Raw genomic sequence first — 23,305 nt, 5'->3', positions numbered from 1 at the left:
GAGAGGACGCGCCATGAACACCGACGAGCTGCGCGAGGCGCTGCGTCGCGACGCCGAGCTGGCCGGCCGGCCGCCCACCGACCTGGTCCCACGGGTGGCAGGCCTGCGGCGGCGCAGCACCCGCCGCCGGGCCGGGGTCGTGAGCTGTGTCCTCGCGATCGCCGTGGCGGTGGGTGGGCTCACCATCCTCGACGGCGCACGGGAGCAGGACCGGGGGGCCGCCGGGCAGGACGGGAGCAGCGCTGCCGCGGCCGGCGTCGACACCGAAGCCGCCGCGGCCGCCTACCGGACGAGCATCGCGGGCACGAACGCGGCCGCCTCGAGTTCCATCAGCCCCGCTTCCCTGGCCGAGTACCTGCCCAACAGGCGGTACCGGGTGATCAACGGGGACGTGGCAACGCTGACCGATGCGGTCGTCGTCGGGCACGTGACGAGCGTCAGCCCGGGCCGCGCCTTCTACGCCCCCGAAGAGGACGAGACCTCCACCATCGAGGTGCCGTTCGACGACCCCCGCGCCATGTGGCGGACCGCTCACGCGCGGCTCACCGTGACGGAGGTCCTGGGGGGCCAGGTCACGGACGGGACGATCCGCGTCGGTTTCGTGGTGGGGACGTCGGCGACGTCCTACGACGTCCTGGCCGCCGGCCTGCCCGCCCTGGGCGACCTGGTCCTCTTCCTCGAGTCGTCGTCCCCGGTCCACGACTACGAGCCGGACCTCTGGAGCGTCGCCTCCAACGGCGCCATGCTGGCCGAGATCGAGTCCGACGGCCGGCTGACGCTGCCGGCCCTCGAGCCCTACCAGGTCGAGCCCTTTCTCGCCGTGAACCCCACGCTGGACAGCCTGCGCGCAGCGGCGCAGGAGCCTCCGCGCGAGGTGCCGTTCGAGACGCTGCAGGACTGATGCTCAGGCGAACGGACACCCTGCGGCTCGTCGCGCTCGTGCTGGCCGGAGCGCTCGTCGTCGCGGTCGTCACCTGGCTGGCGCTCCGGGCCCGGAGCGCTGACGCCCCCGGCGCGGACGGCGTGGCACCCCTGCCAGAGGGGCTGATGGTGGGGTGGCAGCTGGACGGGCGTGCGGTCTCGCAGCCCACGTTCCGCCCCGGCGAGACGCACTGCGAGTGGGGCGACGCGCTGGTGCTCAGCCTGGTGTGGCCGGCCGGCGCCGATCCCGCCCCGGACGCCCATCGCTCGTTCGTGCGCGACCCGGGCGGCGTCATGGACGACTTCACCGTCGCCCCGTTCGTGCCGGACGCGGAACTGCCCGACGATGCCGTGGCGACGGGCTACGAGAACGACGCCGGGATCGAGCTGTGGCTGGCGAGCGATCTGGCCACGGTCTTCGTCGTGGACGGGGACACCGTCGAGGCGTGGCCGGCCCTCGGCGCGTGGACCTGCGCCTGAGCGGAGGGGATCAGACCGGCGCGACCGCCGACCAACGGACGGTGACCTCGCCGTGCCGCCAGCGCCGCGAGGACCCGACCAGCGGCCAGCCCTGATCGGCCAGCGACTCCACCGCCGCGACCCAGCGCTGGCGCGGGCCGAACGTCGACATCCCCGCGGCGGTGGCCCAGGCGGCGTCGAACGCCCGGAGGAACTCGTGCACCGGCTGCCCGGGCACGTTGTGGTGGATCAGCGCCTTGGGCAGCCGCTCGGCCAGGTCCGACGGGCGGTCGATGTCGGAGACCCGGGCGGCCAACGTGAGGGTGAGCGGTCCGTCGGCGTCCAGCGCCACCCACGCCGAGCGCCGTCCCCACTCGTCGCACGTGCCCTCGACGATCAGGCCGCCGGGTGCCACCCCGGCGCGCATCGTGTCCCAGGCGCGGGCGGCGGACTCCTCGTCGTACTGGCGCAGCACGTTGAACGCCCGCACCAGCACCGGCTGCAGACCCGCCAGCTCGAACCCGCCCAGCCGGAAGTCGACGCGCGGTGGGTCCCGGTCGTCCGCGACCGCGGCGACCCGCGCGGGATCGATCTCCAGCCCCACGACCTCCAGCCCGTCCACCTCCGGACCGAGCCGCTCCACGAGCTCGAGCGTGGTGACGGCGGAGGCGCCGTAGCCGAGGTCGACGACCAGCGGGCGGGCGGAGTCGCGCAGCCGGGGTACCTGGGTGGCCAGCAGCCAGCGATCGACGCGGCGCAGCCGGTTGGCGTTGGTGGTCCCACGGGTCGGGAGTCCCAGCGCACGGGCCCGGCCGGCGGCCAGCCGGGGCGCCCTGCGCTGCGGCTGAGGGGACAGCGAGGCCCGCTTCTTGTGCCCGCTGCCCGCCTCGCTCACCGGTCCGGAGCCTAGTCCCGGCTACCGTCGAGGCGTGCAGCTGCGATCCGACGTCCCGCTGGCGGAGCTCACCACCCTCGCGGTGGGCGGGCCGGCCGAGCGGCTGGTGGAGGTGGAGACCGCCGAGGAGCTGGTCGCCGCCGTCCGCGACGCCGACGAGGCCGGGCGCCCGCTGCTGCTGCTGGGCGGTGGCTCCAACGTCGTCGCACCGGACGAGGGCTGGCCCGGGGACGTCGTCGCGGTCCGCACCCGCGGCATCCGCCGGGACGGCGACCGGCTGACCGTGCAGGCGGGGGAGGACTGGGACGGACTGGTCGGTTACACCGTCGCGGAGCAGCTGTCGGGGATGGAGGCGCTGTCCGGCATCCCCGGCTCGACGGGCGCCACCCCGGTGCAGAACGTGGGCGCCTACGGCCAGGAGGTCGCGCAGACGATCACCGCCGTCCGCGTGTACGACCGCGCGGAGAAGGCCGGGCGGTCGCTCACCCCGGCCGAGTGCGGGTTCGCCTACCGCGACAGCCGGCTCAAGCGGGAGCCCGGGCGCTTCGTCGTCCTCGAGGTGGAGTTCGCCCTGGAGGCGGGCCCGCTGTCACGACCGGTCGGCTACGCCGAGCTGGCCCGCACCCTCGGGGTGGAGATCGGTGAGCGGGCGCCGCTGGCCGAGGTCCGCGAGGCCGTGCTGGCGCTGCGCCGCGGCAAGGGGATGGTCTGGGACCTGGCCGATCCGGACTCGCGGAGCGCCGGCTCGTTCTTCACCAACCCGATCGTCCCGGCCGGCCGCGCGGTCGAGGGCTGCCCGAGCTGGCCGGCCGGGGAGGGGCAGGTCAAGCTCAGCGCGGCCTGGCTGGTGCAGCATGCCGGCTTCGGCCGCGGCACCCGCGACGGGCACGTGGGGACGTCGTCCCGCCACAGCCTGGCGCTGACCACCGAGGACGGCGCCAGCGCCGCCGAGCTGCTCGCCTTCGCCGACCGCATCGTCGCCACCGTGCAGGAGCGCTTCGGCGTCCACCTCGACCGCGAGCCGACCGCCGTCCGCCCCTAGTGGCGGTTGATCATCGCCAGATGGCTGGTCGCCACGCCGGTACGGGCAGCCACATGACGATGATCAACGACCAGAGGGCCGGCGAAGGGCTCAGACGTCTTCCCTGTGGACCTTGTGCTGGGCGGCCTGGGCGCGGGGGCGGACGACCATGAGGTCGATGTTCACGTGGTGCGGGCGGGTGACCGCCCAGGCGATGCAGTCGGCGACGTCGTCGGCGACCAGCGGCTCGCGCACGCCCCGGTAGACGGCGTCCGCCCGGTCCTGGGACCGCAGCCGGTTGAGCGAGAACTCCTCGGTGTGCACCATCCCGGGAGCGATCTCGATGACCCGGACGGGCTGGTCGACCATCTCCAGCCGAAGCGCCCCGACGAGGGCGTGCGTGCCGTGCTTGGCCGCCGTGTACGAGCTGCCGCCCTCGTAGGTGACCAGCCCGGCCGTCGAGCTGACGAACAGCACGTCACCGGCGCCCGAGGCCACGAGCGCCGGCAGCAGGGCCTTGGTCAGCCGCACGGTGCCGAGCACGTTCACCTCGTAGGTACGGGCCCACGAGTCCAGGTCGGCGTCCGCGACGGTGTTGGCGTCGAAGGCCCCGCCCGCGTTGTTGACCAGCACGTCCACCCGGTCCAGCGCGGCGGCGAACGCCTCGACCGATGCCGCGTCGGTGATGTCCAGCGGGAGCGCCCGCGCCCCGATGGAGCCGGCGAGCTCGCTCAGCCGGTCCATCCGCCGCGCGCCCAGGACGACGTCGAAACCCTCGGCCGCCAGCCGGGTCGCGGTGGCCGCGCCGATGCCGCTGGAGGCGCCGGTGACGACGGCGGTGCGCCCGCTCCCGGGCTGCTCGGGGGAACCGGACCGGGTGAGAGGTGGGACACCTGACATGTGGTCATCCTGACCCTGATGCAGGATGGGAAGCCGGCGGGGGTACGTGAGCGTTCACCGTCCGAGAGTCTGGACCACGACAACGGGAGAGCGGGAGGTCGCACGTGCCCGCTCCCCGCCCCTTCCGCACCGGCACGCCGCGGCGGGTGGCGACGCTGTCGGTGCACACCAGCCCGCTCGACCAGCCCGGCGCCGGCGACGCCGGTGGGATGAACGTCTACATCGTCGAGGCCTCCCGGCGGCTGGCCGCCCGCGGCATCGAGGTGGACATCTTCACCCGCGCCACCTCCAGCGACCTGCCGCCCGTCGTCGAGATGAGCCCGGGCGTCACCGTCCGGCACGTCAACGCGGGGCCCTTCGAGGGTCTGGGCAAGGAGGAGCTGCCCGCCCAGTTGTGCGCCTTCACCGCCGCCGTCCTGCGCGAGGAGGCCCAGCACGAGCCCGGCTTCTACGACGTCGTCCACTCGCACTACTGGCTCTCCGGCCAGGTGGGCTGGCTGGCGCGCGACCGGTGGAGCGTCCCCCTGATCCACACCGCGCACACCCTCGCGAAGGTCAAGAACGAGGCGCTGGCCGCCGGTGACCGACCCGAGCCGCGTGCCCGCGTGATCGGTGAGGAGCAGGTGGTGGCCGAGGCCGACCGCTTGATCGCCAACACCGACGAGGAGGCCCGCCAGCTGGTCCGCCTCTACGGCGCCGACCCGGCCCGCACCCTCGTCGTCCCGCCCGGCGTCGACCTCGACCGCTTCTCGCCCGGTGGCCGGGCGGCCGCCCGCCGCGCGGTCGGCATGTCGCAGGACGCGATCGTGCTCCTCTTCGTCGGCCGCATCCAGCCGCTGAAGGCGCCCGACGTGCTGCTGCACACCGCGGCCCGGCTGTTGGCCGACGACCCCGCACTGCGCCGTCGGCTGCGCGTGCACGTGGTGGGCGCCCCCAGCGGCTCCGGCCTCGACGCCCCCGAGCAGCTGCAGCAGCTGGCCACCACGCTCGGCATCGCCGACGTGGTCACGTTCTTCCCGCCGCAGCCCCCCGAGCGGCTCGCCGACCACTACCGGTCGGCCGACGTCACCGTCGTCCCGAGCCACAACGAGTCCTTCGGCCTCGTCGCCCTGGAGTCCCAGGCCTGCGGCACCCCCGTCGTCGCCGCGGCCGTGGGCGGCCTGCCGACGGCGGTGCGCGACGGCGTCTCCGGGGTGCTGGTGGCCGGCCACGACGCGGGCGACTACGCCGCCGCGGTGCGCGCGGTCCTGGCCCGGCGCGAGCTGCTCGCCGCGGGGGCGCGGCGGCACGCGGCCCGGTTCTCCTGGGACCGCACCGCCGACGCGCTGGTCGAGGCCTACGCCGCGGCGGCGCGTGACATGGCGACCGCGCCGGCCCGCCCCGCGCGCGAGCGCCTGCTCGGCCCGCTGCGCGTGCTGTCCGGCGTCCAGGTGGCGCGATGACGACGCGCTCGGTCGAGGAGCTCGACGAGGTCATCGACCAGACGCTGCGCGAGGCCGAGCTGGTGCACGAGCACCCGGGGCCGGGCGTCTGGCTGGTGGACCTTCCCGGCACCAAGAAGCTCAAGACCGTGTGCGGGCTCAGCGTCGGCGAGCACGCGCTGCGGGTGGAGGCCTTCGTGTGCCGCCAGCCCGACGAGAACCGCGAGCAGCTGTGGACCTTCCTGCTGCAGCACAACGCCCGCATGTACGGGGTCTCGTACTCCATCGACAACGTGGGCGACGTCTACCTGACCGGCCGGCTGCCGCACGCGGCGGTCACGCCCGAGGAGCTCGACCGCATCCTCGGCTCGGTGCTCAGCTACGCCGACGACCACTTCAACACGATGCTGGAGATCGGCTTCGGCACCTCGATCCGCCGCGAGTGGGACTGGCGGGTCAAGCGCGGAGAGTCGCTGCGCAACCTGGAGGCGTTCGCCGCCTTCGCCGATCCCACCCGCCGCCCGGACGCCGACCCCAGCCGCCGGTCAGCCGACGGCGTCCCCAGCGGGGAGTGACGACGGACAGCACCACGGCCGAGGAGGCACCTCCCGGCTACGCCCGCCGCTGGTGGGTGCTCGCCACCATGACGGTGTGCCTGCTCGTGGTGATCATGGGCAACACGATCCTCAACGTCGCCCTGCCGACCCTGCAGCGCGACCTCGGTGCCACGCAGGCCGAGCTGCAGTGGGCGGTGGACGCCTACATCCTCGTGTTCGCCGGGCTGCTGTTCTCCTGGGGCGTCATCGGTGACCGCATCGGCCGGCGCCGGGTGCTGGTCATCGGGCTGTCGGTGTTCGCGCTGGGGTCGGTGCTCGCTGCCATGAGCGACAGCCCGGGCGAACTGATCGCCTACCGGGCGCTCATGGGCGTCGGCGGCGCCGCGGTCCAGCCCACCACCCTCGCCGTCATCACCAACGTCTTCCCCGGTCCGGAGCGCGGGCGCGCGATCGGCGTGTGGGCGGGCACCGCCGGGATCGCCGTCGCGGGCGGGCCGCTGGCCGGGGGCGCGGTCCTCGAGCACTTCTGGTGGGGCGCGGTGTTCCTGGTCGGGGTGCCCGTGGCCGTCGTCGGCATCATCGGCGTGCTGGCGATCGTCCCGGAGTCGAAGGACCCCTCGCCCGGCCGCCTCGACGTCCCCGGCGTCCTCCTGTCGATCGTGGCGCTGGCCGGTCTGGTCTACGGCATCATCCGCGGCGGCGAGGGTGCCGGCTGGACGACGCCGGGCGTGCTGGTCCCGCTCCTCGGGGGGCTCGCGCTGCTGGCCCTGTTCGTCCAGCTGCAGCGGCGCTCGGCGCACCCCGCGCTGGACGTCTCGCTGTTCCGCAACCCGGCCTTCTCCGCAGCCGCGGGCGCTCTCGGGCTGAACTTCTTCGCGCTGCTGGGCGCCACCTTCTACGTCGTGTTCTACCTCCAGGGCGTGCTGGGATACAGCCCGCTGCAGGCCGGCGCGACGCTCATCCCGGTGGCGCTGGGCATGGCGATCATGGGGCCGCGCAGCTCCGTGCTGGCCGAGCGGTACGGCGCCAAGGTCGTCTGCGCCGTCGGGTTCGCGCTGATCACGACGTCGTTCCTCGGCTTCCAACTCCTCGACGCCGACTCGCCCGCCGGGCTGCTGATCGTGATCCTGTCCGTCCAGGGCGCGGGCATGGGCATGGTCATGGCCCCGGCGACCGAGTCGATCATGTCCGTCGTCCCCCGCGAGAAGGCCGGGGCCGGCGCGGCGGTGAACAACTCCGTCCGGCAGGTGGGCGGCGCGCTGGGGGTGGCGATCCTCGGCTCGGTGCTGGCCGGGGTCTACGCGGCGAACCTGGGCGACGCCACCGACGTGCTGCCGGCCGACGCCCGCGAGCAGGCGGGGGAGTCGATCGTCGGCACGCTGGCGGCGGTGGGCCGGGTGCAGGCGGGGGACGATCCGGAGGCCGCGGAGGCAGCGGCCGGTCTGGTGCAGCCGGCCCGCGAGGCCTTCGTCGACGCCATGCACGTCACCGCCGTGGGGACGGCGGCCGCGGGCGCGGTCGCGGTCGTCGTCGTGCTGGTGTGGCTGCCCGGCCGCCGCGATCGGGTGACGGGCCCGGCGGGCACGGGAACCGGTCGGGCAGGATGACGGCGTGACTTCTACGGGAACCCTCGTGCTGCTCCGCCACGGCGAGAGCGAGTGGAACAAGGCCAACCTCTTCACCGGCTGGGTCGACGTCCCGCTGACGGACAAGGGCCGTCAGGAGGCCGCGCGGGGTGGCCGGCTGCTGGCCGAGCAGGGCCTGCTCCCCGACGTCTCGCACACCTCGCTGCTGCGCCGGGCGATCATGACCGCCGAGCTGGCCCTGCACGAGGCCGACCGGCAGTGGATCCCGGTCCAGCGCTCGTGGCGGCTCAACGAGCGGCACTACGGCGCCCTGCAGGGCAAGGACAAGGCCGCCACCCTCGCCGAGTACGGCGAGGAGCAGTTCATGACCTGGCGCCGCTCGTACGACACCCCGCCGCCGCCGATCGAGCCGGGCAGCGAGTTCGCCCAGGACGGCGACGCGCGCTACTCGTTCCTCCCGCCGGAGGCCCGCCCGGCCACCGAGTGCCTGGCCGACGTCGTCGTGCGGATGCTGCCCTACTGGTACGACGCGATCGTGCCGGACCTGCGCCAGGGGAAGACGGTGCTCGTGGCCGCGCACGGCAACAGCCTGCGCGCGCTGGTGAAGCACCTCGACGGGCTCGGCAACGACGAGGTCGTCGGCCTCAACATCCCCACCGGGGTGCCGCTGCGCTACGACCTGGACGACGACCTGCGCCCGGTCACCAAGGGCGGGCAGTACCTGGACCCCGACGCCGCGGCCGCCGCCATCGAGGCCGTCAAGAACCAGGGCAAGCACTGACGAGGGGGCCCGGAGGGTCCCCGAGGAAGTGCTCGGAGCCGCCCCGCGAGGCAAGCCGCTGAGCGCGGGCCCGGAGGGTTCGCCGAGGTGGCGCAGGGAAGGGCTCAGCGCAGGTCGGGCACGGCTCCTGGCCGCGGTCGTCGTCCGGAGGACGACGAATCAGATGGGGGTGCTGGCCTCGGGGACGTGGCGCTCGCCGGTGACCAGGTAGACGACCCGGCGGGCAACGCTGACGGCGTGGTCGGCGAAGCGCTCGTAGTAGCGGCCCAGCAGCGTCACGTCGATCGCGGTCTCGACGCCGTAGGGCCAGCTGTCGGCGAGCAGCTCGCGGAACAACCCGCGGTGGATGCGGTCCATCGCGTCGTCGTCGGTCTCCAGCTCGCGGGCCTTCGCGACGTTCTGCGAGGCGATGACGGTCCCGGCCTTCGCGACCAGCATCTCCGCGACGTGCCCGGCCTCGAGGAACGCCGGGCGCACCTCCTGCGGGACGGCGTGGTCGGGGAACCGCATCCGGGCCACCTTGGCGATGTGCTCGGCGAGGTCGCCCATGCGCTCCAGGTCGCTGGCGATGCGGGTCGCGACGACGATCGTGCGCAGGTCGGTCGCGACCGGCTGCTGGCGCGCCAGCAGGGTGAAGCAGCGCTGGTCGATGCTCTCGCGCGTGGCGTCGATCTGCTCGTCCCCGGCGATCACCAGGTCGGCGAGGGCCACGTCGGCGTCGAGGAGCGCGGTCGTGGCCGTGCTCATCTGCGAGCCCACGCTGTTGGCCATCTCGACCAGGCATCCGCGGATGTCGTCGAGTTCCTCGTGGTAGCTGTCGCGCACGTCGTCCTCCCGGGGTGACGCGGCACCCCGCCGCGCCGGTCCTGCCCGAGACTAGGCCGGTCCCGGGGGTGGCCGGCCGCGCGGAGGTGAACGCGGACCTACGCCGGCGTGAACACTCCCTCCTCCGGGGCCCCCGATCAGGTGTTCGACCCGGAGCGTGCCCGCCGGGCACCTAGCATCGGCAGCGTGAGTCCGTCGGTCGCACTGGTGGTGGGCCTCGTCCTGGGTGGGACCGTGGCCCTCACGATCGTGCTCGGCTCCCGCCGCAACTTCGACGGGCCCGCCCTCGACCCGCAGGTCGTCCCCCTGCCGGAGGCGGCGATGGCCCGCCGGCTGCTCGACCTCATGGACCCCGCCGTCCTCGTCGTCGACGCCGACGACGCCGTGCTGCTGGCCAACCCGGCCGCCCGCGCGCTCGGCATCGTGCGCGCCACCCGGCTGCTGGTGCCCGATCTCCTCGAGCTGGCCCAGGCGGTGCGCTCCGCCGGCAGCCGCCGGGCGGACATCCGGCTGCCCGGCAACCTCGTCGGCGCCGGCCCGCGGATGATGAGCGTGCACGGGGTGCGGCTCGACAGCGGCACCGTGCAGCCGCCCGGCCCGGTGGCGCTCGTGCTCGAGGACGTCACCGAGACCCGCCGCACCGAGGCGGTGCGCCGCGACTTCGTCGCCAACGTCGGCCACGAGCTGAAGACGCCCGTCGGCGCGCTCTCCCTGTTGGCGGAGGCCATCGAGGGTGCGGCCGACGACCCGGAGGCCGTGCAGCGCTTCGCCGCCCGGATCTCGCACGAGGCCGACCGTCTCGGCCGCCTCGTGCGGGAGCTGATCGACCTGTCGCGGCTGCAGGGCGGGGAGCCGCTGCCCGAGCTGGTGCCGGTGCCGGTCGACCAGGTGCTGGCCGAGGCCGTCGACCGAACCCGGACCGCCGCCCGGGCCAAGAAGCTGGACATCGCCGTCGGCGGCCGGCCGGGGCTGGTGGTCCGCGGCGTGGAGAGCCAGCTCGTCACCGCCGTCACGAACCTGCTGGCCAACGCCGTCGCGTACAGCGTCGGAGAGTCGCGCATCGCCGTGGCTGCACGGGCACGATCGGGCTTCGCGGAGATCACCGTCACCGACAGCGGTATCGGCATCCCGCGCCAGGACCGCCAGCGCGTGTTCGAGCGCTTCTACCGGGTGGACCAGTCGCGGGCCAGCAGCACCGGGGGCACGGGCCTGGGCCTGGCCATCGTCAAGCACGTCGCGAGCAACCACGGCGGCTCCGTGGCGGTGTGGAGCGAGGAGGGGCTGGGCTCGACGTTCACCCTCCGCATCCCGCTCGCCACGGTCGCCACCGAGACCACCGAACAACCTGCCGGCGAAGCAGTCGCCGCTGACCCCGGAAAGGGGACCGCATGACCCGCGTGCTGGTCGTGGAGGACGAGGAGTCCTTCTCCGACGCGCTGTCCTACATGCTCCGGCGGGAGGGCTTCGACGCCGTCGTCGCCTCGACCGGGCCGGACGCGCTCGCCGAGTTCGACCGCGGGGGTGCCGACATCGTGCTGCTCGACCTGATGCTGCCCGGGCTGCCCGGCACCGAGGTCTGCCGCCAGCTGCGCGCCCGCAGCGGTGTCCCGATCATCATGCTGACCGCGAAGGACGGCGAGATCGACAAGGTCGTCGGGCTCGAGCTGGGCGCCGACGACTACGTCACCAAGCCCTACTCGGCCCGCGAGCTGGTCGCGCGCATCCGGGCAGTGCTCCGGCGCCGCGGCGAGTCGGCCGAGACGGGCTCGACGGAGGCGGTGCTCGAGGCCGGCCCGGTCCGCATGGACGTCGAGCGGCACGTCGTCGCCATGGACGGCGAGCCGGTCGCCCTCCCGCTCAAGGAGTTCGACCTGCTGGAGTTCCTGCTCCGCAACACCGGCCGGGTGCTGACCCGCGCCCAGCTGATCGACCGGGTGTGGGGCTCGGACTACGTGGGCGACACCAAGACCCTCGACGTCCACGTGAAGCGGCTCCGGGCCAAGCTGGAGCCCGACCCCGCCAACCCCAAGTTCCTGCTCACGGTCCGGGGCCTGGGCTACAAGTTCGACGCCTAGGCCCTTGGGCGCTAGCTCTTCAGCTCGTCGATCTTCTCCGAGGCCTCGGCCTTGGTGAGGTTCTCGGTGTCGACGTCCTCGTCGGTGCTCCGGGAGAGGGTCTCGAGGTAGCTCTTCTGGGCGCCGGTGGCGGGCTCGTCACCGGTCACCCAGGTCGACGGGTCCTTCTCGGCGGTCGGGTCGGACTGCTGCGATTCGCTCATGTGTTCGATGCTAGGCCGAGGTGGGTGTCTGCGCCCGTCGGACGGCGACCTCCAGGGCGGCGCTCCGGCGGGCCTCCTCCAGCCGGCGGCCGGTGCGGTGCACGTGGACGTGGACGCACGCCGGGCAGGTGACGTGCAGGGCGATGGAGCCGGGGTGGTTCACGACCGAGCGGACGGCGTCCAGCGACACCAGCACGCGGGTCCGGGTGGTGGGGCAACCGATCATCAACATGCCGGCAGCCTGCTCGCGCGCCCCCGCTCCGACGAGTGGCAGGAGTGACCGCGGTCGCAGCTTTTCTGCCATCATGCCCGCATGACGCTCCCCGACCGCCCCCTCGTCGTCAGCGCCGTCGTCGCCGACGGGCTCATCGGCAGCTTCGGCCTCGGTGTCAGCCACGAGGTGTTCGCCTACGACCGCCGGCAGCTGGGTCTGCCGCGGTTCGACTTCGCGGTGGTCGCGGAGACGCCGGGCCTCCTGCGGACCGACACCGGCCTGGGGGTGCTGGTCGAGCACGGGCTGGACCGCCTCGAACGGTCCGACATCGTGCTCATCACCGCGTGGGAGCTGTTCGACCACATCCCGTCGGACACCCTGCTCGACGCGCTGCGCGCCGCGCACGCCCGTGGCGCGACGCTGGTCAGCCACTGCACGGGCGTCTTCGTGCTGGCCGCCGCGGGTCTGCTCGACGGCATGCGGGTGACCACGCACTGGCGGTGGGCCGGGGAGCTGGCCGCCCGCTTCCCGGAGATCGAGGTCGACGCGGGGGTGCTCTACGTCGACAACGGCAGGATCCTCACCGGGGCGGGTACGGCGGCCGGCGTCGACACCCTGCTGCACCTGGTGCGCCGGGAGTGGGGCGCGGCGGCCTCGAACGCGCTCGCCCGCGAGATGATCGTGCCGCCGCACCGCGACGGCGGGCAGGCGCAGTTCATCGACGCGCCCGTCGCCAAGTGCGAGGACGACCTGCTCGGCATCGTCCTGGAGTGGGCCGGCGCGCACCTCGCCGACGAGCTGAGCGTCGAGGTGCTGGCCCGACGGGCGCTCATGAGCCCCCGCACCTTCGCGCGGCGCTTCAAGGCCACGACCGGCACCACCCCGCACGCCTGGTTGCTCGCCCAGCGCCTCTCCGCCGCCGAGACCCTGCTGGAGGAGAGCGACGCCCCGGTCGAGGAGATCGCCCGGTTGGTCGGCTTCGGGACGGCGGCCGGCCTGCGCGAGCAGTTCGCGCGTCGGCGCGGGGTCTCCCCGCGCGCCTACCGGCAGACCTTCCGGTCAGGCGGGACGGCGCCGGTGCAGCTGGACGGGCGTCGCGCGGGGCCGGAGGGTGGGGGAAGGGCTCGCGGGGTGGGGGGCGATCATCCCCTGGTCGAGGCGCAGCTCGGTGAGCCGGCGTAGCTCGGCGTAGGCCGGCGCCCCCACCAGCGCGGTGAGCTCGGCGGCGTAGGTGTCGACGAGCGGCTCGGGCGAGACGTGCGCGGCGGGCGCCCCGGTGCACCACCAGTGCAGCTCGTGCCCACCAGGGCCCCAGCCGCGGCGGTCGAACTCGCCGACCGTGCTGACCAGCACGCGGGTGCCGTCGGGCCGGTCGACGTGCTCCTGCTCGCGGCGGACCGGGAGCTGCCAGCAGACGTCGGGCTTGGTCGTCAGCGGGTGCAGGTCGGAGCGCAGGGCCATCCGGTGCAGGGCGCACCCGCTCCCGCCGGGGAAGCCCGGCCGGTTGAGGAAGACGCAGGCCCCGTCGACCGTGCGGGTGCGCAGCGACCGGGCGCCCTCCTCGGCGTCGTCGGCCCCACCGGATGCCTCCGGTTCCTCGGCGTCGTCCTCCTCGGTCCAGGCCCCGCGCCCCACCCGCGCCAGCTGCCAGTCCTCGTCGGTCAGGTCGGCGACCGCCGCGGTGACCCGCGCGAGGTCGTCCTCGTCGGTGAAGAAGGCGCCGTGGCTGCAGCACCCGTCGTCGGCACGCCCCTCGACGACGCCGGCGCAGCCGCGGCCGAAGATGCACGTCCACGCCGACGACAGCCAGGTGAGGTCGGCCCGGACGACGTGCCCGGGGTCGGCCGGGTCGGGGAACTCCACCCACTCCCGCGCGAAGTCGAGGTCCACCTCGGGGGGCGGTTCGTCAGGCACCCGACCAGCGTAGAAGAAGGACCACCCTTCCCCTCCCGCGCCGACGGGGCGGGCCAGGCAGACTGGCCCCCATGCGGCTGGGTGTCCTCGACGTCGGTTCCAACACGGTCCACCTCCTCGTCGTCGACGCCCACCGCGGCGCGCACCCGACGCCCATGCACGACGACCGCTGGGCGGTGCGCCTGGCCGAGCACGTCGGGCCGGACGACCTCCTGTCGCGGGCGGGGGAGAAGGCGCTGCTCGAGTCGGTCGAGGACGCCTGCCGGCAGGCGGAGAAGCAGGGCTGTGACGACTTCATGGCGCTGGCCACCTCCGCGATCCGAGAGGCGCGCAACGGGCAGGACGTGCTCGACCGCATCCGGCGGACCACCGGTGTGGAGCTGCAGGTCCTCACCGGCGAGGACGAGGCGCGGCTGACCTTCCTGGCGGTCCGACGCTGGTTCGGGTGGAGCGCCGGCCGGCTGCTGGTCCTCGACATCGGCGGTGGATCGCTGGAGCTCGCGGTCGGCATGGACGAGCTGCCCGACGTCGCCCTCTCGCTCCCGCTGGGCGCGGGGCGGATGACCCGGCGCTTCCTGCCCGACGCGCTCTCCGGCGGACGCCCCGACCTGGCCGCGCTCGAGGCACTGGAACAGCACGCCACGGCGCTGCTCGAGCCGGCGGTCACGCGGCTGAGAGCTGCCGGCCCCCCGGACCTGGTGGCGGCCACCAGCAAGACCTTCCGCACCCTCGCGCGGCTGGGTGGCGCGGCTCCGTCGTCGGCCGGCATCCGCACGCCGCGGGAGCTGTCGCTGACCGGGCTGGACCAGTTGGTGCGCTTCGTGTCGCGCATCGAGTCCGGCGCGCTGGCCGAGTTGCCGGGTGTCTCGGCGAACCGTGCGCACCAGGTTCCCGCGGGAGCGACTGTCGCTGCAGCCTCCATGCGCCTCCTGGACGTACCGTTCGTGCGGATCTGTCCCTGGGCCCTGCGCGAGGGAGTGATCCTGCGCAGGCTGGACTCGTTGGAGGGAGCGTGATGGCCGAACCGGACTGGAACCCGGACACGGGTGGGCGCCCGCTCGCGGAGATCCTGCGCGAGGCGGGGATCGACACCTCCCGGGCGGCCAAACGGCGCCGTTGGGACGAACCCGAGGAACCCGTGCGGCAGCGTCGTCCCGACGCGCAGCCGCCTGCCGACCGGCCCTTCGGCCGGCGCCGCACCGACGCGGAGGAGCAGGAGAGCGGCGCGGCCCGTTCCGGCTCGGCCCGCGCCGGCTCGCGCCAGCCCGTCCCGTCCCGGTCCGCACCCGCTGCCGGCTTCCCACCCGTCCGGCCCTCCGAGGACCGGCGCGCGGTGGCCGGTCCCTCGACCGCCGCGATCCCCGGACTGCGGCCCGACCGCTCACCCGCGGTGCCGCACCCGTCGGCTCCGCTCCCCGACATCCCCCTGGGTGCGCTGCGCGGGGACCGCCTCGCCGAGCGCGTGACCGGCCGGGACACCGGGCGCGTCACGGACCGCGCCGTCGGCCGGGACACCGGCAGGGTCGCGGACCGCATCACCGACCGGGACACGGGCCGCACCGGCGTCCGCGCCTCCCGGCCGGGGCAGCGGGCCGAGCCCCGCGACGAGCTGACCTCCACCGGTCCGATCCCCGTCGTCCGGGCCGCCGAGGTCGACGACCTGGACGAGGACGCCAGCCCGCTCGCCTGGTTGCGTTTCGTGGTCGAGCTGGTCATCGCGCTGGCCGTGGGCATCGGCGTCTTCTTCGCCGCCACGCTGCTGTGGGAGATGGCCGCCTACGTCGCGCTGCTGCTCGTGCCCCTGGCCGTCACCGGCCTGGTCGCAGGCGTGGGGATGTGGCGGCAGCGGCAGGGGGCCGAACCCGTCGGCCCCCGCCTGCTCGCCCTCCTGGTCTTCGCCGGGACCCTGCTCACGATCGTCCCCGCGGCGCAGCTGCTCGCCACGCGCTGATCGGCGGGGCCCCGGCCCTCGTCAGGCGGTCGCCTCGACCGCCTCGTCGTCCTCCGACCTGGCGAACTCCTCGACGATGGCCGCACCGAAGGCCTCGAGGTCGTCGGGGTTGCGGCTGGTGATCAGGTTGCCGTCGACGACGACCTCTTCGTCGACCCAGGTCGCGCCGGCGTTGCGCAGGTCGGTCTGCAGCGAGGGCCACGACGTCATCCGCCGGCCGCGGACGACGTCGGCCTCCACGAGCACCCACGGCGCGTGGCAGATCGCCGCCACCGGCTTGCCCGCCTCGAAGAAGGCCTTCACGAACGCGACGGCGTCGGCGTCGGCACGCACGAAGTCGCCGTTGATGACCCCGCCGGGCAGGACGAGCGCCGCGTAGTCGTCGGGGTCGGCGTCGGCGACCGTGCTGTCCACCTTCTTGGTGTCGCCCTTGTCGATGTGCTGGTAGGCGGTGATCGTGCCCGCCTCCAGCGACACCAGCTCCGGCTCGGCGCCGGCCTCCTCGAGCGCCTGCCACGGCCGCTCCAGCTCGGCCTGCTCGACGCCGTCGGTCGCCAGGACCGCCACCCTCATCCCGTCCAGTTCTCCTGCCATGTCGCCGCCGCTACCCGGGGCTCCGACGGCACACACACCGGCGCACTACGGTTCGGTCGTGTCCGTGCCGCCCCGCCTCCCGGTGCAGCGAGTGGTGGAGAGCCCCCTCGTGGGCCGTCTGCTCGCCGGCCGGCTCGTGGCCGGGGCCCGGGCCGAGGACGGTCTCCGCGTGGCCGGTGAGCTCGCCGCCGCAGGGCATCCGGTGGCGCTCGAGCACCGGCCGGCAGGCGGGGACGACGGCGCCGCGGAGCTGGCCGCGCTGGTCGCCCGGGTGCGGGTCGCGGGCGCACCGGGGGACTGCGAGCTCACCGTGCCGGTGCAGCGGCCCGCCGAGGCGCGCGAGCTCGCCGCCGCCACCGCCGAGGCGGGGCTGGCTGTCGTCCTCGACGGAGCGCCGGACCAGGTCGACCCGCTGCTGGCCGACCATCCCGGCGCACGGGTCGTCGTCCGGTCGGGCGAGCCGTCCGCGGAGGCGCGCTGCCGGGCCCTCGCGGGGCGGCGGGTGCGGCTGCGGGCCGGCTCCCGGACGGCGGCGCGGCTGGCCTTCGTCCGCTGCGTCGACGTCCTGATGGCCGGCGGCGGGCGTCCCGCCGTCGCCACGGCCGATCCGCGACTCATCGCCATCACCGGAGAGCGGGCGGCCTGGTACGGCCGCTCGCCCGACAGCTGGGAGCACGTCATGCCCTGGAGAGTCCGAACCGCGGAGCAGCAGCAGCTGGCCGCCGCCGGCACGAGGGTGCGGGTGGCCGTGGTGTCCGGACCCGGCGCCGTCGGCGCGCTCGTGGGCCGCCCGGGCGGTTCACGGTGAGCGCTCCGGAGCGCCGCGGCCTGGCCGTCGTCGGCGGCGGCCGGATGGGCGAGGCGCTGCTGGCGGGCATCGTCCGGCGCGGCGGACCGGGGGACGTCGTCGTCTGCGAGCGCAGCGCCGAGCGGGGCGCCGAGCTCGCAGAGCGGTACGGCGTGGACCTGGTCGACCTCCCCGGTGCGGCGGCTCGGGCCAGGGTCGTCCTGCTCGCGGTCAAGCCGCAGGACGTCGACGGCCTGCTGGGTCGGCTGGCCGGGCACCTGGACAGCGACCACCTCGTGGTGTCGGTCGCGGCCGGGGTGACCACCGCCCGGATCGAGGCGGCGCTGGCGCCCGGTGTGCCGGTGGTGCGGGTCATGCCGAACACGCCGGCCCTGGTGGAGGAAGGGATGAGCGTCCTCTCGGCCGGGGCCCACGCCGCCGACGAGCACCTCGACGAGGCCGAGCGGCTGCTGGCCGCCGTCGGCCGGGTGCGGCGGGTGCCCGAGGCGCAGCAGGACGCGGTCACCGCCCTGTCGGGCAGCGGACCGGCCTACTTCTTCTACCTCGTGGAGGCGATGGTCGACGCCGGGGTGGCGCTCGGGCTGTCTCCGGAGCTGTCCACCGACCTGATCGTGCAGACGGCGCTGGGGGCGGCGGTCATGCTGCGCGACTCCGGCCAGGACGCGCAGGCGCTGCGGGCGGCGGTCAGCAGCCCGAACGGGACGACGGTCGCCGCGATCGCCGAGCTGGACCGGCACGACGTGCGGGCGGCGATGGCCGCCGCCGTGGCGGCCGCGCACGCGCGCTCGCTGGAGCTGGGTGCCCCGCGCGACTGAGACCTACGGGTCCGCTGGCAGAGCAGGGACCGCTGTTCCGCCTGTCGTCTCCTCGTGCTCACTCCGTGCGAGCGGCCGAGCACAGTAATGGGGGATCGGGGCGGAGTCGAGCACGCTGCGCTGTTTTCTCGTCACCCGATCGGATGACACGCAGATCCACTTGTCGATCGGTCGACATATATGCAGATGTGCCCAGGACGGATCGGTCCGTCTGTTCGATTCATCCATCGCTCCTGTCACGCCTGTCCCCTTACGCTCTGTTGCAGCACGTGCGTGTTCAGTTGCCGGTGGGGAAGCCGGCGCCACGACGCGAGCTAGGTCCGGAGACGAAGACATGACCATGCCCCAGCGCCACCACGCCGCCACCGTCGTCCGCCCGGGTGTGCCCACCCAGCGTCCGATGGGCCGTCCGATGCAGGCATCCGCCGTCGCCCGCCCCGTGCCCGCCGCCCACCCGGCCGCCATGCCGCTCGGCCGTCCGAGCGTCCCGGCCCCCCGCGCCGCCGTCACCTTCCTGACCGTCGCCGAGGTCGCCGCGATGATGCGCGTCTCCAAGATGACCGTGTACCGCCTCGTCCACGCCGGCGACCTCTCCGCCGTCCGCGTCGGCCGTTCGTTCCGCGTCCCGGAGCGCGCCGTGCAGGACTACCTGCGCGACGCCTACACCGACATCGCCTGAGCGACGTCGCGGTCGTCCCCCGGACGACCCCGCGGTCCTCGCGGCCGCACCGCGCCACCGCCGCCGCATCCGGGGCGGAGCGCCCGTACCACCCGATCCACCGGACCCGGTCCGCCCGCGGCAGCGTCGCCGCGGGGCGGCCGGTACGCTCGGACGCCGGGTGACCCCGGCCCGAGGGCCCGGGTCGCGTTCGAGCTGTTCAGCCATACCGAGGTCGGGAGCACCACGTGGGTTCTGTCATCAAGAAGCGGCGCAAGCGGATGGCCAAGAAGAAGCACCGCAAGCTGCTGAAGAAGACGCGCGTCCAGCGACGCAACAAGAAGTGAGCTGACGCTCGTGCCGCCCGCGGTCGTCCTCGTCACCGGTGTGAGCCGGTGGCTGGGCGGAGCGCTGGCGGCCGAGCTCGCGGCGGACCCCTCGATCGGGCGGGTCATCGGTGTGGACACGGTCCCGCCGTCCCCCGAGATGCTGCGCAGGCTCGGGCGCACCGAGTTCGTGCGGGCCGACATCCGCAACCCGCTCATCGGCAAGGTGATCGCGGCTGCGTCGGTCGACACCGTCGTGCACATGAACATCAGCTCGACCCCCGCCGGCTCCGGCGGGCGCGCACCGATGAAGGAACTCAACGTCATCGGCACGATGCAGCTGCTGGCCGCGTGCCAGGCTGCGCCGTCGGTGCGCCGGTTCGTGCTCAAGTCGACGACCGCCGTCTACGGCGCCTCCCCGCGCGACCCCGCCGTCTTCACCGAGACGATGCAGGCGCGGCTGGTCCCCTCGGGCGGCTTCGCCAAGGACAGCGTCGACATCGAGGGCTACGTCCGCTCCTTCGGGCGTCGGCGCCCCGACGTCGACATCGCGGTGCTCCGGTTCACCAACTTCATCGGACCGCGGATCGACTCGCTGCTCACCGGCTTCCTGCGCATGCCGGTCGTCCCCACGGCGATGGGGTACGACGCCAGGGTCCAGCTGCTGCACGAGGACGACGCCCTGGCGGTCCTCGTGCGCGCCACGACCGGCGACTGGACCGGCACCGTCAACGTGGGCGGGAAGGGCACGCTGCTGCTCTCCCAGGCGATCCGTCGGCTGGGCCGCGTCGAGGCGCCGCTGCCCACGCCCGCCCTGGGTTCGGTGGGCCGGATCTCGCGCCGCTTCGGCTTCGTCGACTACTCGCCCGAGCAGATGCGCTTCCTCAACTTCGGCCGCGTCGTCGACACCACCGTCCTGCGCACGGAGTTCGGTCTCGTCCCGCGGTACACCACCGCCGAGGCACTGGCGGACTACGCGCGGACGGTCCCGCCCGTGGTCTCGCCGCGGCTGGTCGAGACGACGTCCACGCGGCTGCGGTCGGTGCTCGGCCGGGCCGGCGACGCCGCGGCAGCACTCGGCGAGCGGCTGAACCCGGCGCCCCCGGCGCCCGGACTGCGGGCGGTGCGGGATGCCTGAGGCCCGGGTCATCCCGCTGCGGCCCGACGACGACGAGCCCTTCGTCCCGCCGACGCCGCCGCCCGGCTGGGAGGACCACCTCGCCGATGCGGTGGAGTTCCTGCGCCGCCGGGTGACCGGCGAGTACGAGACCGACGAGTTCGGCTTCGACCCCGACCTGACCGACCACGTCCTGCTGCCGGTCCTGCGGCCGTTCTACGAGAAGTGGTTCCGGGTCGACGCGCTGGGCCTGGAGAACGTGCCCGCGACCGGCGGGGGCCTGGTCGTGGCCAACCACTCCGGCACGCTGCCGGTCGACGCGCTGATGACGACGGTGGCGCTCCACGACGAGCACCCCGCGCAGCGCCGACTGCGGCTGCTCGGCGCCGACCTGGTCTTCGACGTCCCCTTCATCGGGTCCCTGTCGCGCAAGCTCGGCACGACGCTGGCCTGCAACGAGGACGCCGAGCGGCTGCTGACCGAGGGCGAGCTCGTCGGCGTCTTCCCCGAAGGCTTCAAGGGTGTCGGGAAGCCGTTCTCCGAGCGGTACACCCTGCAGCGGTTCGGCCGGGGCGGCTTCGTCAGCGCCGCGCTGCGGACGGGGGTGCCGATCATCCCGTGCGCCATCGTGGGCGCCGAGGAGATCTACCCGATGCTGGGCAACGCCAAGACGGCGGCGCGCCTGCTCGGGCTGCCGTACTTCCCGATCACGCCCACGTTCCCGCTGCTCGGCCCGCTCGGTCTGGTGCCGCTGCCGTCGAAGTGGCTCATCGCGTTCGGCGAGCCGATCGAGACGGCGTCCTACGGCCCGGCCGCTGCCGAGGACCCGATGCTCGTGTTCAACCTGACCGATCAGGTGCGCGAGAACATCCAGCAGTCCCTCTACCGCCTGCTCATGCAGCGCAAGGGCGTCTTCAGCTGACGCAGGTCGCTCGTGGCAGGACGCTGTGCGGTAACGGCGCATGGTGAGCTCGGTGTGCGCCGTGGGCGCACACCGTCCCCGGGGTCAGATCACCAGGGCAGTTTGTTGCGGCGGCGCAGGGCGAGCGTGCCGCCGACGATCCCTCCGGACAGCGCTGCGGCGGCGACGGTGGGGACGCCGATCCTGGCGGCCTTCCGGCCGGTGCGGAAGTCGCGGATGGTCCAGCCGCGGGCCTTCGCGACCGAGCGCAGCTCGGTGTCCGGGTTGACGGCGACCGCCGTGCCGCACAGCGAGAGCATCGGCAGGTCGTTGGCCGAGTCGCTGTAGGCGGTGCAGCGGGACAGGTCCAGCCCCTCGCGCTCGGCCAGTGCCAGCACCGCCTCCGCCTTGGCCGGGCCGTGCATCAGCTCGCCCACCAGCCGGCCGGTGTACCGCCCGTCCACGATCTCGGACACGGTGCCGAGAGCGCCGGTGAGGCCGAGCCGCCGTGCGATGATGGCGGCCAGCTCGATCGGCGTCGCCGTGACCAGCCACACCCGCTGCCCGGCGTCGAGGTGCTGCTGGGCGAGCGCCCGCGTGCCGCCCCAGATGCGGTCGGCCATCAGCTCGTCGTAGATCTCCTCGCTGTGCTGGACGATCTCCGCGACCTCACGGCCGGCGACGAACGCCAGTGCGTTCTCCCGGATGGTCAGCATGTCGTCGGGGTTGCCCTCGCTGCCGCCGATGCGGAACTTGGCCTGCTGCCAGACGAAGCCGGCCATGTCGCGGGTGGAGAAGTACTTGCGGGCGGCCAGTCCACGGGCGAACCAGAAGAGCGAGGCGCCCATCATCATCGTGTTGTCGACGTCGAAGAAGGCCGCGGCGCTGGGATCCGGCTCGACGGCCGGCGGCGGCGCGACATCGGCGGCCGCGGCGGACGCCGCACCGGCCACGTGGGCGCGGATGTCCTCTTCGCCGGGCACGAGACCGACGTCCTTGCGGCTGCGGAAGGGCAGTCGCGGCACGGGCGTCCTCCCTGGATCCGACCCGCCCACGAGGGCGGGGCACCGACGAGAGCGACCCTAGCCGGGCGCCGGGATGCGGTCGACGCGGCCGCTCAGCAGTTCCCGGCTCGGAGCAGCACGGGGATGTCCACGCACGGGAGGAGGTCGGTGGGCACCTGGAGGACGGGGGACGGCGACGGGCTGGCGGACGGCGCCGCCGGCGAAGTGGTTCGCGGCGGCAGGGTGGGCACCGGCAGCTCCGGCAGCAGACCGGGCAGGGGGACCACCTCGTCCGGACCCGTGGGCGGTGCCGCCGACGGACCCGGGAGCTGCGGGTTCACCGGCCCCGGCTGGACAGCAGAGGGTCCTGCGGGCGTGGTCGGCTCGAGGGGTGTGGTGCTCGGCCCCGCCTGCGGCGGCGTGCCGCCCGGCGCCGGGTCGTTCGGAGCCGGGGCACCCGGGACCGGGACGCTCGGGACCGTGGAGACCGGCGGACCCTGCGGAGCCGTGACCTCGGGGCGGCACTCCCCGGGCACGGGCCCGAGCCGGTCGCGACCGGTCAGGGCCGGCCCCTCGGGGCAGTCGAGGGCTACCCGCAGGCTGGCGACGCGCCCGGTGATGGCGTCGAGCAGGCCCTGGGACGCGGCGACGTCGTCCGCGGCTCCTGCCGGCACCTCGACGCCCACGGCCTGCAGCTGCGCGGACTGCTCGGACGTCCAGCCCGACAGCCGGTCCAGCGGTGCGGCGTCGGAGGTGTCCAGCGCCTGCGACAGGTACCAGGAGGCGCCCTCGGTGGTCTGGTCGTCCATCGTCGCCAGCGTCGACCGCACCAGGCCGGCGTCGCCGTCTACGTCGTCGAGCTCCTCGAGGCGGGTGCGGGCGAGGTCCAGGAGGGCCTGGCCGCGGGAGTCGCCGGCCAGCGCCAGCTGCGTCTGCTCGGTGCCGCGCTTGACGCCGTAGAGGACGTCGCCGGGACGTGCGCCGGTGGACAGCGCCACCAGCGTGGCCAGCGAGGTCACCGTCAGCGCCGCGCCGGCCAGGCCGGCCGTGACCCGGGTGTGCCAGCGTCCCGCAGGGGCGTCGACGGCGCGGGCGGCCAGCAGCCGTCGCAGCGGTGAAGGGCGGACGGGCTCGGGCGTGCGGACGGCGGCCATCGCGACCAGCCGCTGGCGGGCGGCGCGGCGGTACTCCGGATCCGGCTCGACCTCGAGGTGTGGCGCGAGTTCCTGCAGCATCATGACGACCCTGGCGTCCTGCTCGTCCCCGCGCCGGGCAGCACGGCGGGACGGCGCCGCATTGCTCTCGTGCGTGGTCACGGGGTTCCTCCGGTCGCTCGGGCGGGGCAGCCGACCGTCGGCA

At 74.3% G+C, this 23,305-nt stretch carries 26 protein-coding genes and 1 pseudogene; 18 read left to right on the top strand and 9 right to left on the bottom strand.

Annotation, left to right across the window (positions count from 1 at the left end):
* Positions 1–901: hypothetical protein (locus BLS70_RS16975; RefSeq protein ID WP_218122465.1), on the top strand; the 901-nt coding region annotated here is incomplete at its 5' end.
* Positions 901–1,401: a hypothetical protein gene (locus BLS70_RS16970; protein ID WP_091770337.1), complete on the top strand. Its 501-nt coding sequence runs from the start codon at positions 901–903 to the stop codon at positions 1,399–1,401. The genes BLS70_RS16975 and BLS70_RS16970, both read left to right, overlap by 1 nt.
* A gap of 10 nt (positions 1,402–1,411) precedes the next feature.
* Here the strand turns inward: BLS70_RS16970 and BLS70_RS16965 are convergent, their stop codons facing one another.
* Positions 1,412–2,275, bottom strand: a complete 864-nt coding sequence (locus BLS70_RS16965; RefSeq protein ID WP_091770335.1) for a class I SAM-dependent methyltransferase — start codon at positions 2,273–2,275, stop codon at positions 1,412–1,414.
* A 34-nt stretch (positions 2,276–2,309) separates the two neighbouring features.
* Here BLS70_RS16965 and BLS70_RS16960 point away from each other — a divergent pair, with 34 nt between their 5' ends.
* Positions 2,310–3,317 (top strand): UDP-N-acetylmuramate dehydrogenase, encoded by a 1,008-nt coding sequence (locus BLS70_RS16960; RefSeq protein ID WP_091770334.1) that lies wholly within the window; start codon positions 2,310–2,312, stop codon positions 3,315–3,317.
* A gap of 90 nt (positions 3,318–3,407) precedes the next feature.
* Here the strand turns inward: BLS70_RS16960 and BLS70_RS16955 are convergent, their stop codons facing one another.
* Entirely contained in the window at positions 3,408–4,196 is a 789-nt protein-coding gene (locus BLS70_RS16955) for an SDR family oxidoreductase (protein ID WP_091770333.1), read from the bottom strand.
* A 104-nt stretch (positions 4,197–4,300) separates the two neighbouring features.
* Here BLS70_RS16955 and mshA point away from each other — a divergent pair, with 104 nt between their 5' ends.
* From mshA to BLS70_RS16935, 4 genes are read left to right on the top strand one after another with little or no spacing between them, the layout of a single operon-like run.
* Positions 4,301–5,638, top strand: a complete 1,338-nt coding sequence (gene mshA, locus BLS70_RS16950; protein WP_255362534.1) for a D-inositol-3-phosphate glycosyltransferase — start codon at positions 4,301–4,303, stop codon at positions 5,636–5,638.
* Complete coding sequence (locus BLS70_RS16945; RefSeq protein WP_091770331.1) at positions 5,635–6,192, top strand: YbjN domain-containing protein; 558 nt, start codon at positions 5,635–5,637, stop codon at positions 6,190–6,192. The genes mshA and BLS70_RS16945 overlap by 4 nt, the downstream gene beginning before the upstream one ends.
* Entirely contained in the window at positions 6,189–7,781 is a 1,593-nt protein-coding gene (locus tag BLS70_RS16940) for an MFS transporter (protein WP_255362533.1), read from the top strand. Before BLS70_RS16945 ends, BLS70_RS16940 begins: the two co-directional genes overlap by 4 nt.
* Positions 7,782–7,785: 4 nt before the next feature.
* A complete protein-coding gene (locus BLS70_RS16935) occupies positions 7,786–8,541 on the top strand; it encodes a phosphoglyceromutase (RefSeq protein WP_091770330.1) in 756 nt (251 codons plus the stop codon).
* 159 nt (positions 8,542–8,700) lie between these two features.
* On the opposite strand, the gene phoU is transcribed toward BLS70_RS16935, so the two are convergent.
* Positions 8,701–9,366, bottom strand: coding sequence for a phosphate signaling complex protein PhoU (phoU, locus tag BLS70_RS16930; RefSeq protein WP_091770329.1), 666 nt, complete (start codon positions 9,364–9,366; stop codon positions 8,701–8,703).
* Between the two features lie 186 nt (positions 9,367–9,552).
* Here phoU and BLS70_RS16925 point away from each other — a divergent pair, with 186 nt between their 5' ends.
* Together BLS70_RS16925 and BLS70_RS16920 are read left to right on the top strand one after the other, a co-directional pair.
* Entirely contained in the window at positions 9,553–10,758 is a 1,206-nt protein-coding gene (locus tag BLS70_RS16925) for a sensor histidine kinase (protein WP_091770327.1), read from the top strand.
* Positions 10,755–11,441, top strand: coding sequence for a winged helix-turn-helix domain-containing protein (locus BLS70_RS16920; protein ID WP_091770325.1), 687 nt, complete (start codon positions 10,755–10,757; stop codon positions 11,439–11,441). Before BLS70_RS16925 ends, BLS70_RS16920 begins: the two co-directional genes overlap by 4 nt.
* Positions 11,442–11,452: 11 nt before the next feature.
* Here the strand turns inward: BLS70_RS16920 and BLS70_RS16915 are convergent, their stop codons facing one another.
* Together BLS70_RS16915 and BLS70_RS16910 are read right to left on the bottom strand one after the other, a co-directional pair.
* The gene (locus BLS70_RS16915) at positions 11,453–11,644 is read right to left on the bottom strand and encodes a DUF3072 domain-containing protein (protein ID WP_091770324.1); all 192 of its coding nucleotides are present in this window, start codon (positions 11,642–11,644) and stop codon (positions 11,453–11,455) included.
* 10 nt (positions 11,645–11,654) lie between these two features.
* A complete protein-coding gene (locus BLS70_RS16910; protein WP_091770323.1) occupies positions 11,655–11,876 on the bottom strand; it encodes a hypothetical protein in 222 nt (73 codons plus the stop codon).
* A gap of 81 nt (positions 11,877–11,957) precedes the next feature.
* Here BLS70_RS16910 and BLS70_RS16905 point away from each other — a divergent pair, with 81 nt between their 5' ends.
* Positions 11,958–13,040, top strand: coding sequence for a helix-turn-helix domain-containing protein (locus BLS70_RS16905; protein WP_091770322.1), 1,083 nt, complete (start codon positions 11,958–11,960; stop codon positions 13,038–13,040).
* A 45-nt stretch (positions 13,041–13,085) separates the two neighbouring features.
* Here BLS70_RS16905 and BLS70_RS21735 read toward each other — a convergent pair.
* Positions 13,086–13,721: pseudogene (locus BLS70_RS21735) on the bottom strand (DUF3109 family protein); the annotation flags it as partial.
* Between the two features lie 122 nt (positions 13,722–13,843).
* Here BLS70_RS21735 and BLS70_RS16895 point away from each other — a divergent pair.
* Positions 13,844–14,788, top strand: a complete 945-nt coding sequence (locus BLS70_RS16895) for a Ppx/GppA family phosphatase (RefSeq protein WP_091770320.1) — start codon at positions 13,844–13,846, stop codon at positions 14,786–14,788.
* A complete protein-coding gene (locus BLS70_RS16890; RefSeq protein ID WP_091770318.1) occupies positions 14,788–15,723 on the top strand; it encodes a hypothetical protein in 936 nt (311 codons plus the stop codon). Before BLS70_RS16895 ends, BLS70_RS16890 begins: the two co-directional genes overlap by 1 nt.
* A 21-nt stretch (positions 15,724–15,744) precedes the next feature.
* Here the strand turns inward: BLS70_RS16890 and BLS70_RS16885 are convergent, their stop codons facing one another.
* Positions 15,745–16,317: a type 1 glutamine amidotransferase domain-containing protein gene (locus BLS70_RS16885; protein ID WP_091770316.1), complete on the bottom strand. Its 573-nt coding sequence runs from the start codon at positions 16,315–16,317 to the stop codon at positions 15,745–15,747.
* A gap of 58 nt (positions 16,318–16,375) precedes the next feature.
* Here BLS70_RS16885 and BLS70_RS16880 point away from each other — a divergent pair, with 58 nt between their 5' ends.
* From BLS70_RS16880 to BLS70_RS16855, 6 genes are all read left to right on the top strand, one after another.
* On the top strand, positions 16,376–17,125 hold the full coding sequence (locus BLS70_RS16880; RefSeq protein ID WP_143030436.1) for a hypothetical protein: 750 nt from the start codon (positions 16,376–16,378) through the stop codon (positions 17,123–17,125).
* Entirely contained in the window at positions 17,122–17,940 is an 819-nt protein-coding gene (gene proC / locus BLS70_RS16875) for a pyrroline-5-carboxylate reductase (protein WP_091770312.1), read from the top strand. Before BLS70_RS16880 ends, proC begins: the two co-directional genes overlap by 4 nt.
* 334 nt (positions 17,941–18,274) lie before the next feature.
* Positions 18,275–18,619, top strand: coding sequence for a helix-turn-helix domain-containing protein (locus tag BLS70_RS21720; RefSeq protein WP_176946456.1), 345 nt, complete (start codon positions 18,275–18,277; stop codon positions 18,617–18,619).
* A gap of 227 nt (positions 18,620–18,846) precedes the next feature.
* Complete coding sequence (locus BLS70_RS16865) at positions 18,847–18,945, top strand: 30S ribosomal protein bS22 (RefSeq protein ID WP_012854759.1); 99 nt, start codon at positions 18,847–18,849, stop codon at positions 18,943–18,945.
* A 10-nt stretch (positions 18,946–18,955) separates the two neighbouring features.
* On the top strand, positions 18,956–20,062 hold the full coding sequence (locus BLS70_RS16860; protein WP_091770310.1) for an NAD-dependent epimerase/dehydratase family protein: 1,107 nt from the start codon (positions 18,956–18,958) through the stop codon (positions 20,060–20,062).
* The gene (locus BLS70_RS16855; protein ID WP_091770308.1) at positions 20,055–20,963 is read left to right on the top strand and encodes a lysophospholipid acyltransferase family protein; all 909 of its coding nucleotides are present in this window, start codon (positions 20,055–20,057) and stop codon (positions 20,961–20,963) included. Before BLS70_RS16860 ends, BLS70_RS16855 begins: the two co-directional genes overlap by 8 nt.
* An 89-nt stretch (positions 20,964–21,052) precedes the next feature.
* Here BLS70_RS16855 and BLS70_RS16850 read toward each other — a convergent pair whose 3' ends face one another.
* A complete protein-coding gene (locus BLS70_RS16850; RefSeq protein WP_176946455.1) occupies positions 21,053–21,967 on the bottom strand; it encodes an HAD family hydrolase in 915 nt (304 codons plus the stop codon).
* Positions 21,968–22,059: 92 nt separating this feature from the next.
* Complete coding sequence (locus tag BLS70_RS16845) at positions 22,060–23,262, bottom strand: DUF5667 domain-containing protein (protein ID WP_091770306.1); 1,203 nt, start codon at positions 23,260–23,262, stop codon at positions 22,060–22,062.
* Positions 23,263–23,305: the final 43 nt, after the last annotated feature.

This window comes from Blastococcus aurantiacus (assembly GCF_900102425.1).
GTDB classification, from domain to species: Bacteria; Actinomycetota; Actinomycetes; order Mycobacteriales; family Geodermatophilaceae; genus Blastococcus; species Blastococcus aurantiacus.
Note: the sequence above shows the minus strand (reverse complement) of the source record. Positions and strands in the feature narration are given on the sequence as shown.